The following is a 10,887-nucleotide window of genomic DNA, read 5'->3' on the forward strand; positions in this document are numbered from 1 at the left end:
ATTTTTGGAAAAAATTATGCTTGCTAAACGTATTATTCCTTGCCTTGACGTAGATAATGGTCGAGTGGTGAAAGGCGTACAGTTCCTTGATATTCGTGATGCAGGCGATCCGGTCGAAGTAGCACGCCGTTATAATGAACAAGGTGCCGATGAAATTACCTTCTTGGACATTACTGCAACCTCAAGTGGTCGCGATACCACTTACCGTACAGTTGAACGCATGGCCGAAAGCGTGTTTGTTCCCTTAACTGTAGGTGGCGGTGTGCGTAAGGTGGAAGATATCCGCCTGTTGCTGAATGCCGGTGCCGATAAAGTCAGCATTAACTCGGCTGCAGTATTTAACCCGGAATTTGTTCAAGAGGCTTCGCAACGCTTTGGTGCCCAATGTATTGTAGTGGCGATTGATGCCAAAAAAACCGGCGACAATAAATGGGAAATTTTCACCCATGGTGGCCGTAAACCGACCGGCATTGATGCCATTGAATGGGCAGTCAAAATGGCCGATTACGGTGCGGGCGAACTGTTAATTACCTCTATGGATGCCGATGGCACCAAAGCCGGTTATGATCTGGCCTTAATGCGTAACATCAATGACCGTGTCACCATTCCAACCATTGCTTCTGGTGGCGTGGGTAACTTGCAGCATTTGGCTGACGGTATTCTCAAGGGTGGTGCAGATGCAGTACTTGCAGCTTCTATTTTCCACTTTGGTCAATACACCATTCAGGAAGCCAAACAGTATCTGGCTGCACAAGGGATTGAAATGCGTCTCTAAGAAGTGACACGAGTTAATCTAAAAAGAGTGGTCCTTTCCACTCTTTTTTATTTATAGACCTGCTCTGAAATCAGACCCGCATAAAAAGTGCAGATAAAAAAAGGGAGTCTTGAAGACTCCCTATAAACCAAGAAAACTACAGCGCGGTTTCTTGAAAAGAAAAACAGTAAAATGACATATACAGTGACTCGTCAACTTAACTGGGCCAGCCTGATTGCGAAAACAAATATATAACAAATAATAATAAAAACATTGACTATTAATACCGAAAATATTGACAAATTACGACAAGATCTCGGCAGTCGTGACTTCTAGCTATTTTATCGCGCAATATCTTCCTGATCGATAAAACTTACACTTCATTCTAAAAAAATAACTAATTACCCTGTTTTTCCACCCATTTCGCCGGAAAATAACGCTCGGTTATACCGTTCAACAGATTTGAAACTATGTCGGGCAGCAAAATTCCTAAGGGATTTTCCTCCTGCAATTCTGGGGCTGAAATCACCCGAGTTCCCAAAATGTAATCAAACCAGGGTTTGGTCACGCACCAGTTGGCATCCTGATTGGAATTCATATGATGATCATAATGCCAAGGAATTTTTTTCATGGCCCACTCTGGCTCTAAATGGGCGCGGCGGTGAATATAATAATAATTACAGGCACTATATACCGTAGACAGTGCCATGCCTTTGGAGACCGGATAAAATAGCGTGCCAAAAACGCCCGCAACCACAGTCAGTGAAATAATTTCATTTTTAGTGCGCCAATTGGCAAGACCTTCGACATAGCCATGGTCATGAAATGCCGTTTTTCTGACTTCACGATGATGCTCCCAATGTGATTTCATGCTGTCTGGCACCGGACTATAACGCGGCTTTCCACTGCGATGTGTGCCATGCAAAATATATTTGTGTGCGATCCATTCAAAGCCATTGGCCACCACCAAACCCAACAAGAAACCTTTCCACATTATCGCTTTCTCCCTATTCTGTATTGAATATAGGCAATGAAATGTGCTAAATATTGACCTTAAAATAAAACTTCATTGACAAATTACGACAATAAAAAGATCAATATGCATCAGTTTAAAGATTACACAGGCTCTGTATATGGCGGACTTGGGCATTTACTTTATGCCTATAGTCAGGCCAAAGGCTTAGCCATTTCTGAAAAACTTGAACAAGTTCAGAACTTGGAACGCTTTGACTTTTGTCTTTGGCGCGAATTACTGACCGATGTAGATCAGCATTTAAAAATTCCTGCACTCGGCTTAGAGATTGCCGAATATGTACAACCCAAACATCTCGGCATCATTGCCTATATTGCCCTGTCCTGTAATACCTTAGGTGAAGCTTTGTATCGTTATCATGACCTGCATCGTTTGATCTATGATGGCAGCCCCTTACAAGCCGACATGCTGGGGGATTATTTGGCCATTGGCTGGGGAAGTGTTCCTTTTCATCTGACCACTCAAGTCAGCAATGAAATCGCAATTGCCGTGATGTTTCAGTTCCTGAAACATTCTATGGAATTTGAAGATATTCATATTCATGAGGTTCACTTTACCCATCCGGCACCCAAGAATGTCGCGTTATACGAACAGTATTTCCATTGCAAAGTCCGTTTTTCTCAGCCTGTGGCGCAAATTATTTTACCAGTTGCCGAGCTCGCCAAGCCTTTTCGTCAAGGAGACCAAACCCTGCAACATTTGCTGATGCAGCAAGCTCAGGCACTCCTGGATAAACTTCCGAATTCCACCCAATTAGATGAACGTCTGCAACAAGCTATTCTCACCGGACTGCAAAAAAACCTGTATCAAATCGAACCGATTGCCAAGCAGCTCAGTATGTCGGTACGGCAATTGCAACGCCATTTACAACAACAAGGCACCACCTATCAGCAGCGTATGCAGGAAGTACGACATTTATTGGCGGAGCAATATTTAAAAGATCGGCATCTCAGCCTGCAAGAAATTGCCTTATTGCTCGGCTATTCCGAACAAAGTGCCTTCCAGCGTGCTTTTAAAAAGTGGACAGGCATGACACCGCAGCAATGGCGACAACAACAATACGTATAAAATCGCCTTCAAATCGTCAGATGCATGTCATATCTATTCAGTATGTTATGATTAATCAACCAGCAATTTCCCGATTAATATCAAATATCCTGAAGAATAAAAAAGCTCACGTCGGTGAGCTTTTTTTATGTTTCACATGGAACATAAGCGCTGCTTATAAAAATGGATTTTCAATTTCCTGTTCATTCTGACGGTCAATTTTTTCCGGAAGATGAGCTTCATTTTCCAAAGCACTGACCACAGCATTGACAAAAGCCTGCAAGGCTTTCGCTGCCTGAAGCCCGGCCTGATCTTTGGTCAGCTGTAAATTGCCATAAATACTGACACAGTCTTCTTGATTTTCTAAGGTGAGGTCGTGAATGGCATGCGATTCGGTACCATTTTCAAAAGGCTTGAACATTGTATTCTCACTGATCTTTGTTGTTATTAAAAAGGTAGGATGACGACTTTCATCCTACCTAAAAAAGACTTATTTCAACAACTGTAAAATGTACTGCAAAAGCCCTTCAATCAACTGTTTAATAATCGCATCTTGGGTATTTGAACCGTTCGTTGCTGCACTGCCGTTATTCTCTTGTGCAGGGGTTAAATTTGCTGAACTTGCGGAGGAAGATTTAAACTTTTTCTGCAAAGCGTTAAGCTCATCTGCACTGACTTCTTCGGCACATTGGCTTTCTGCATCCCAATGTGAATAGGCAATTTTCTGAGTTGCTTTCACTGCACTTGCCTTTAGTGGCAAATTGTAAGTATTGCGCTTCTGGTCTTCGGTTAACTGGGGGAAAATATTAATTCCTGTCAGATCTTCCAGAGCACAGATACTGATCACCTGCACTTTGGGTGCAGTATTTTTCAGGGTATTGTCGGCATAGTACACCCCTGCTGCCCCTGTTTTTGGGATATAGATGGCTTTATAGGTCGCTGTTGGAACAATCACCCCATTACCAATTGTCTTCAATTTTTTAGCTGAATACACCGGTCCCGTTACAATATAGACATCCTGCTTCTGCTTGGTCACGATCGCGCGAGTCGCTTCTTCCAGCTCTCGCCAAACCTGCTGATTATTTTTCGGAGCTTGCGGCACCATATTGGCCAATGAGAAGCTGTCAAACTGTGCATCTTTATTCGGCATATCGGCATTGGGTGCCATGTGTCCGCGGTCATAGCCCGAAGCTTTATAGTCTGCCAAGGTCGCACGATATTCTGTCTTTAGACGTGTTTCTTCATGGAAGTTGTCTTCACGTGGAATTTTATGGCTCAAGCGTTGTGGTGTCAGGGCTTCTGCCACCCATAAAGGTGTTTTTGATACCCCCGAATACATCACGTTAAAGCCATTAAAGCACAGCGGAAAAGTATTTTTAGTCAGGCTTTTTTTGGCCAGATACGGCGGAATATCGCGGTAAAATTGATCCAGACAGGCCGAGTTGGAGACTGATGGCAATGAAATCAGCTGTTGAATTCTTTCTTGTCCAAAGGCAATTGCAAAACTACTGGTTGCAACTACACCCAAGATAATTTTTAAACTATTCCGCTTTAAAATTTGCATTACAGATTGACCCGTTTTACCTTTCTTGACTGCCATTTTGAGACCAACCCTCATTTTTCACGAGCTTAACAAGCAGTGAAAATGAAGTATATGTAGCAAATTTTATTTGCTTAACAATTAGCCTAAAACTGTTCAACAAAAGCACAGTTGTTGTAACAGTCTGTCTCATTTTCTAAAGCTTTTCTAACCAGTCTTAAGAGCTTTACGTATGTTTGATTGAAAAACCGATGCTGCTTATGACAAGGTAAAAATACGCAAAAAATCTGAATAATGATTGCTACGGAGTATTTTATGCATTTTAAGCTTTTAGGTTTAAGTCTGGTTACAGGAATGATGAGTGCAACGGCATTCGCAGAACCAGCCATTCAACCGGGCGATACCTTAGAAAGTCTATCTAAAGTCAAAGTAAGCACTGCAGTAAATGGTCAGGCAGGTTCGATTGAAGAATTAGTGGCTAGTGGTCAAATCCGCATTGTGGATGCAGGTCAAGTTGCCACCAAGTCGAATGCAGCGGGTTCTGAAACCGCAGTACAAACCAGCTCAGCTTCAGATGCAACTGCGGCACAAAGCTCAGAGCTAAATACAGCAGCACAAGTTGATTCATCTAGCACACAAGCAAATGAATCTGCTATTGAGCAAACAGCTCAGGCTGTATCTGACCATGTAGATCAGATACAACCGAATAGCGAATTAGCTGCGCAACAGGCGAAACAAGGTTCAGATCAACAGATTGCAACTGCGCCGGTCAATCAATCTGCTGCTGATGCACAAGTCAATCCAGCAAATATGCCTCAAGCAGAACTAAGCAATGAATCTGCGGCTGCCGCACCAGCAAATCATGTTGCGACCACTGCAACCCAGGAAGCCTTTGCAGCCACCCCTGAAGCAACACAGCCAGATGATGCAGTACAAGCAGCACCAGAAGCTGCTGTAAGCGATGCTCCGGTAAAGGTCTCTCCTGAAGTACCAATGACAGAGGCAACAGAGAACTAATCACGCTCTTTTTCAGGCTTTCATCCTCCAAATAAAAAACCAAGGATTTTCCACCTTGGTTTTTTATTGTCTGCACGATCTGAAACTTAGATTTCGATTTGACTACCTAATTCAACCACACGATTGGGAGGAATCCGATAAAAGTCACTCACCGGACTGGTATTGCGCTGCATCGAAATAAACAGCTTTTCACGCCAAGAGGCCATACCGTCCCCCACTGTACTAATAATTCGTTCACGCGAAACAAAGAAGCTGATTTGCATCAAATTATATTCGAGTTCAATCGATTGGTAGACCGCTTCGAGTGCCTGCGGAATATTCATCTCATCTTTAAAACCGTAAAACAGTTCAACCCGATAAAAATGCCGATTCATCATTTCTACTTGGAAGCGATCCTGATCAGCGACGTAAGGAACATCTTGAATTTTAACCGTCAAAATAATATTTTTCTGATGCAAGACCTTATTGTGCTTCATATTATGCAACATGGCATGCGGCACCACGGTGGGAGTACCCGTAAGAAATATAGCTTCCCCTTCTACCCAATTGGCTTGCTCATCGATACTTTGCACGAATATATCTAAAGGTAAGGTATCTTGCTGGAGCTTGGCGAAGGTCAGTTCACGCCCTTCTTTCCATGTCATTAATAGAAGGAAAGCAATTCCACCAATCAACAGTGGAACCCATCCCCCAGAGAATACTTTGAGTGAGGTTGCGCTTACCAATACCAAGTCCAATACCAAGAATGGAGTAATCAGCAGCATCAGTTTCGGTAGGTTCCATTTCCATGTGTAACGAATAAACACAGCAATCAGTAAGGTGTCACATAACATGGTCATGGTCACAGCCAGACCATAAGCATGAGATAAGCGTGAACTGGTTTGGAAAATCAAGATCAGTACAATAATAGAGGCCAGTAAAACCCAGTTCAGTAAAGGCACATAGATTTGTCCCTGTTCTGAGTCTGAGGTGTGTTTAATGGTTAGTCGTGGTAAATAACCCAATTGAATGGCTTGACGTGCTAAAGAGAACACCCCTGAAATAACAGCTTGAGAGGCAATGACCGCGGCCATCGTTGCCAAGAAAATCATGGGGTATAGAGCCCATTCAGGTACCAACAAATAGAATGGATTTTGAATTGCACTTGGATCGCGAAGTAATAATGCCCCCTGACCTGCATAGTTAATTAACAAACAAGGTAACACCACAAAAAACCATGCCAAGCGAATAGGAACAGGACCAAAATGGCCCATATCGGCATACAGGGCTTCCCCGCCTGTCACGGTCAGTACGACCGCACCCATAATAAAGAAGGTCATTAAGGGATTAGTAACAATAAAATGGAAAGCCCAATGTGGACTAAACATCCCCAAAACCACAGGAGTCTGAATAATGCTGGAGATTCCCAAGAATCCGAGTGCTAAAAACCATAATAAAGTTAATGGACCAAAAAACTTGCCCACAAAGGCTGTTCCATACTTTTGCATGATGAACAATATGGTCACAATCGTCATGGCGATTGGTACAATATAAGGGTCTAAAACATTTGTAGCGATAGAAAGCCCTTCAACTGCAGATAACACTGAAATTGCAGGGGTAATGATGCCATCCCCAAAAAACAGGGAAGCACCAATAAAGCCTATCGCGATTAACAGCAACTTTTTTTGATCACTAAAATTTGTATTACGCAAATTTAGGGCCAACAACGCCATAATTCCGCCTTCGCCATTGTTATCTGCACGCATAACAATCGCGACATATTTAATGGTAATGACCAGTGTCATGGTCCAAAAAATAATCGACAAAATACCCAATACATTTTCAGGGTTAATCCCCAAGCCATGTACTGTATGGAATGATTCTTTCAGCGCATAGAGTGGACTGGTTCCAATATCTCCAAACACAACCCCTAATGCTGCCAGAGTAATCGCGGGCAATGCGGCTTTTTGTGCAGTACTTTGCATATTTCGTCTTCGTTTTGAACACTATTTTTTCGCAATGATATCATTGAGCAAAAACTTTTGCTCTAAATCAATTGTTTCAACTTGGCAGAAGGGCTTTTTTTCGCTATCATCGCGGCGCAATGGTGAAGTGTCCGAGTGGCTGAAGGAGCACGCCTGGAAAGTGTGTATACGTTAATAGCGTATCGAGGGTTCGAATCCCTCTTTCACCGCCATATTACAAAGAACTGCAATCCCAAGCAGTGACGAAAGGCTTAATTTTAAAGGAGTTAAGCCTTTTTTGTTGTCTGTAGCAATGAAGTGCAATGCTGTGCAATCGTTGGTATAGTGTTGGTATTATTGTTGGTATCGTGTACAAACCAACAGAAAAATACCAACAAATTAGGGGAAACCCATGCTAACCGACTCAAAGATAAAGCGTTTAAAACCACCCAAAGATAAGAAAGCACCCGATAAATACAGCGATGGAAACGGATTGCAACTGCATGTTTTTTCAAGTGGTCGCATGACATGGGTGTATGCTTATCGCTTCAATGGCAAACAAAAGAATCTTACTCTAGGCTCTTATGAATTGATGTCATTGGCACAAGCACGCATAAACCACTTGAGAGCTAGACAGCTATTAGCCAACGACATTGACCCAGCAGAAAAAAAGAAAGAACAAAAAATAGAAATAGATGAAAGCACCTTATTTAAAACACTTGCCCTTGAGTGGTTAGATGCCAGAAAAGCTGTAATCAAAGAGCCAACCTATTTAAGGGATTTATCTGTATTTGAAAAAGACCTATTTCCCTATATTGGTGATATGCCAATCAATCAAATTAAAGGGAAAGACGTTTTAGAATGTGCCCAACGCATTGAAGATCGAGGCGCACAGGAAATGGCAAAACGTTCTATTCCTTTGGCCGGTCGTGTATTCAGGTACTCAATTCGAAAAGGATTAATAGAAAATGACCCTACCCCACATTTACAAGAAGCACTGAAACCTAGAAAAGTTAAAAACATGGCTCGTTTGGATATATCGGAGTTTCCAGCTTTTCTTCACCGTATGGACAGGTATCACGGCAATATCCTGGTTAAAACCGCATTACAGCTTATGACCCTAACCTTTGTACGCACGGCGGAACTTAGAATGATGGAATGGAACGAGATTAATTTTGAATCTAAAGAGTGGCGTATACCACCGCATAAAATGAAAATGGATTTAATGCACATCGTTCCACTCTCTAGCCAAGCTATTGAGCTACTGGAGAGCCTCAAACCATTAACAGGTAATAAGCAATATGTTTTCTATAATCACAGCACAGCCAAACCATTAAGTAGTAATGCCCTTTTATGTGCCATTAGAACACTGGGCTATGCTGGGAAAATGACTGGCCATGGGTTTAGAGGATTGGCATCCACTACCCTGCATGAGCAAGGCTATGAACATGATGCTATTGAGGTTCAATTAGCACATAAAACAGGTAACGCCGTGTCACAGGCTTATAATCATGCCCAGCATTTACAGTACAGAACCAAGATGATGCAAGAATGGTCAGATTTCATAAATGGACTGCGGAATAATGTCATTCCGTTCAACAAAGCTAAAAGGATAGGCTAGTATACTTAAAAAAACTCCATTGCTTCTCTTTTTAGTCGTTTTCTGATAGGCAAGCTTTTTTGCTTCTATAAAAGAGAATCTAATTCCATTGCTTCTCTTTTTAGTCGTTTTCTGATAGGCAAGCTTTTTTGCTTCTATAAAAGAGAATCTAATTCTATTGCTTCTCTTTTTAGTCGTTTTCTGATAGGCAAGCTATTTAGCTTCTATAAAAGAGAATCTAAGTCTATTGCTTCTCTTTTTAGTCGATTTCTGATAGGCAAGCTTTTTTGCTCCTATAAAAGAGAATCTAATTCTATAGCTTCTCTTTTTAGTCGTTTTATGATAGGCAAGCTTTTTTGCTTCTATAAAAGAGAATCTAATTCTATTGCTTCTCTTTTTAGCTGTTTTCTGATAGGCAAGCTTTTTTGCTTCTATAAAAGAGAATCTAATTCTATTGCTTCTCTTTTTTATATATTTTAGAGAGACAAATTGATAAGATGTTTTTAAAGAAGTTAAAATTTTCTAAACCTTTTGTTAGCGAAACAAAATTATAAACGTAATACCTTGGAGTTAGCCTGTGGAAATAAATTTAGATAGCGCAGTCCACTATCATTACGGAAAATTCCCACCTAAAAGCTTTCAATATAATGAAAAGCTAGTTAACGCTTTGATGAATGCAAATAATGCTGTTGCCCGTTATGATCAAATGCTTAAAAATATGCACAACAGCGAAATTTTATTAGCGCCATTGCGAAACCAAGAAGCTGTTATCTCTTCACGTATGGAGGGAACGATTAGTACCATGGATGAAATTCTAAAGTATGAAGCAGATCATGAAGATGATAATGACCCTTCTGTTAGAAGTGACGTCATAGAAACTCTTTTATATCAAAGAACTCTAAAAAAGACCCAAGAAGCTCTAGAAAACGGATATCCTTTTTCGAGCGCCCTTATTAGGCAAGCTCATCAAGGATTATTGTCTTGGGGACGAGGTGCACTGAAATCACCAGGTGAATATAAAACCGAACAAAACTATCTCGCTGATAGAGCAAAAAAAAATATTCTTTTTGTTCCCATTAGTCCTGAACAACTACAATCAGGATTAGATAATTTATTTAATTACATTGAAAATAATGAACATAATGCCCTAATTAAGACAGCTATCACACATGTTGAATTCGAAGCATTACATCCCTTTAAAGATGGAAATGGCCGTATAGGAAGAATGTTAATTACCCTTATGCTGTGGCAATCAAAATTAATTTCATCTCCACATTTTTATATAAGTGGTTATATGGAAGAACATAAGGATATATATATAGATAAATTGAGAGAAGTTTCTCTTCATGATAATTGGGAAGAATGGTGTATCTTTTTTCTTGAGGCCGTAGAACAGCAAGCAATTCGAAACCTTGAGGTAGCTGAGAGTATCAGAGAGCTTTATGAAAGCATGAAGCAAACTTGTTCTGAATTACTGAATTCAAAATGGTGTGTACAAACTTTAGATTTTATTTTCACTAATCCCTTTTTCCGAAATAATAAATTTACTCAGAAAAGCGGCATTCCTACTGCAACTGCGCATAAAATTACAAAAACCTTATTAGAAAATAATATCTTAGTAGAAGTTGAAGCAGCGTCAGGACGTCGATCTGCAATGTATTCATTTGAACCATTGCTTGAAAAAGTACGTGTATAGATGATTTAAGGCATATTTAGAAATTATTCCTATTTTTAAATATGCCTTTTATTCTTATCGGCTATAAGATAAGTGATTCACTTAAAAAATAAACGTGCATAAATAAAGCGACAAGTTAAGTCCAGCAGAAACAATCCATTACATGCAATTACCGTAAGCGTCCGCTGAACACACCTTCTGAATTCATCCTATAAGCCTTAATTTAGTCCCCACTTAGAAACAAGTGGGGACTTAAATTTATGACTACAAATAATCAG

Annotated in this window: 9 protein-coding genes and 1 tRNA gene; 6 read left to right on the forward strand and 4 right to left on the reverse strand. The window is 40.7% G+C overall.

The window, feature by feature from the left end:
* Nucleotides 1-16 precede the first annotated feature (16 nt).
* Nucleotides 17-775: an imidazole glycerol phosphate synthase subunit HisF gene (gene hisF, locus ACE01T_RS07430; RefSeq protein ID WP_180041981.1), complete on the forward strand. Its 759-nt coding sequence runs from the start codon at nt 17-19 to the stop codon at nt 773-775.
* Nucleotides 776-1,151: 376 nt separating this feature from the next.
* On the opposite strand, the gene ACE01T_RS07435 is transcribed toward hisF, so the two are convergent.
* On the reverse strand, nt 1,152-1,748 hold the full coding sequence (locus tag ACE01T_RS07435; protein ID WP_166170706.1) for a sterol desaturase family protein: 597 nt from the start codon (nt 1,746-1,748) through the stop codon (nt 1,152-1,154).
* A gap of 105 nt (nt 1,749-1,853) precedes the next feature.
* On the opposite strand from ACE01T_RS07435, the gene ACE01T_RS07440 reads away from it, so the two are divergent.
* Nucleotides 1,854-2,855: an AraC family transcriptional regulator gene (locus ACE01T_RS07440; protein WP_180041978.1), complete on the forward strand. Its 1,002-nt coding sequence runs from the start codon at nt 1,854-1,856 to the stop codon at nt 2,853-2,855.
* A gap of 154 nt (nt 2,856-3,009) precedes the next feature.
* On the opposite strand, the gene ACE01T_RS07445 is transcribed toward ACE01T_RS07440, so the two are convergent.
* Both ACE01T_RS07445 and ACE01T_RS07450 read right to left on the reverse strand, forming a co-directional pair.
* Nucleotides 3,010-3,255: a hypothetical protein gene (locus ACE01T_RS07445; RefSeq protein WP_166170710.1), complete on the reverse strand. Its 246-nt coding sequence runs from the start codon at nt 3,253-3,255 to the stop codon at nt 3,010-3,012.
* 69 nt (nt 3,256-3,324) lie between these two features.
* On the reverse strand, nt 3,325-4,434 hold the full coding sequence (locus tag ACE01T_RS07450) for a DNA/RNA non-specific endonuclease (protein WP_180041976.1): 1,110 nt from the start codon (nt 4,432-4,434) through the stop codon (nt 3,325-3,327).
* Between the two features lie 255 nt (nt 4,435-4,689).
* Between ACE01T_RS07450 and ACE01T_RS07455 the strand changes: the two genes are divergently transcribed.
* Nucleotides 4,690-5,391 carry a prolipoprotein diacylglyceryl transferase gene (locus tag ACE01T_RS07455; protein WP_166170714.1) on the forward strand — a complete coding sequence of 234 codons (702 nt, stop codon included), beginning with the start codon at nt 4,690-4,692 and terminating at the stop codon, nt 5,389-5,391.
* Between the two features lie 86 nt (nt 5,392-5,477).
* On the opposite strand, the gene ACE01T_RS07460 is transcribed toward ACE01T_RS07455, so the two are convergent.
* Nucleotides 5,478-7,355: a potassium transporter Kup gene (locus ACE01T_RS07460; RefSeq protein WP_180174879.1), complete on the reverse strand. Its 1,878-nt coding sequence runs from the start codon at nt 7,353-7,355 to the stop codon at nt 5,478-5,480.
* Nucleotides 7,356-7,476: 121 nt separating this feature from the next.
* Between ACE01T_RS07460 and ACE01T_RS07465 the strand changes: the two genes are divergently transcribed.
* The 3 genes from ACE01T_RS07465 to ACE01T_RS07475 all read left to right on the forward strand — a co-directional run bounded on the left by ACE01T_RS07465 (nt 7,477) and on the right by ACE01T_RS07475 (nt 10,630).
* Nucleotides 7,477-7,567: transfer RNA gene (locus ACE01T_RS07465), tRNA-Ser, on the forward strand.
* A gap of 179 nt (nt 7,568-7,746) precedes the next feature.
* Nucleotides 7,747-8,955: a tyrosine-type recombinase/integrase gene (locus ACE01T_RS07470; protein WP_395519029.1), complete on the forward strand. Its 1,209-nt coding sequence runs from the start codon at nt 7,747-7,749 to the stop codon at nt 8,953-8,955.
* A 556-nt stretch (nt 8,956-9,511) separates the two neighbouring features.
* Nucleotides 9,512-10,630 carry a Fic family protein gene (locus ACE01T_RS07475; protein ID WP_395519030.1) on the forward strand — a complete coding sequence of 373 codons (1,119 nt, stop codon included), beginning with the start codon at nt 9,512-9,514 and terminating at the stop codon, nt 10,628-10,630.
* Nucleotides 10,631-10,887 lie beyond the last annotated feature (257 nt).

Source organism: Acinetobacter uliginosus (assembly GCF_044130295.1).
Classification (GTDB): Bacteria; Pseudomonadota; Gammaproteobacteria; order Pseudomonadales; family Moraxellaceae; genus Acinetobacter.

Coding starts and splice junctions, on each gene's coding strand:
- hisF (WP_180041981.1), top strand. CDS start 17: ATGCTTGCTAAACGTATTATTCCTTGCCTTGACGTAGATAATGGTCGA.
- ACE01T_RS07435 (WP_166170706.1), bottom strand. CDS start 1,748: ATGTGGAAAGGTTTCTTGTTGGGTTTGGTGGTGGCCAATGGCTTTGAA.
- ACE01T_RS07440 (WP_180041978.1), top strand. CDS start 1,854: ATGCATCAGTTTAAAGATTACACAGGCTCTGTATATGGCGGACTTGGG.
- ACE01T_RS07445 (WP_166170710.1), bottom strand. CDS start 3,255: ATGTTCAAGCCTTTTGAAAATGGTACCGAATCGCATGCCATTCACGAC.
- ACE01T_RS07450 (WP_180041976.1), bottom strand. CDS start 4,434: ATGGCAGTCAAGAAAGGTAAAACGGGTCAATCTGTAATGCAAATTTTA.
- ACE01T_RS07455 (WP_166170714.1), top strand. CDS start 4,690: ATGCATTTTAAGCTTTTAGGTTTAAGTCTGGTTACAGGAATGATGAGT.
- ACE01T_RS07460 (WP_180174879.1), bottom strand. CDS start 7,355: ATGCAAAGTACTGCACAAAAAGCCGCATTGCCCGCGATTACTCTGGCA.
- ACE01T_RS07470 (WP_395519029.1), top strand. CDS start 7,747: ATGCTAACCGACTCAAAGATAAAGCGTTTAAAACCACCCAAAGATAAG.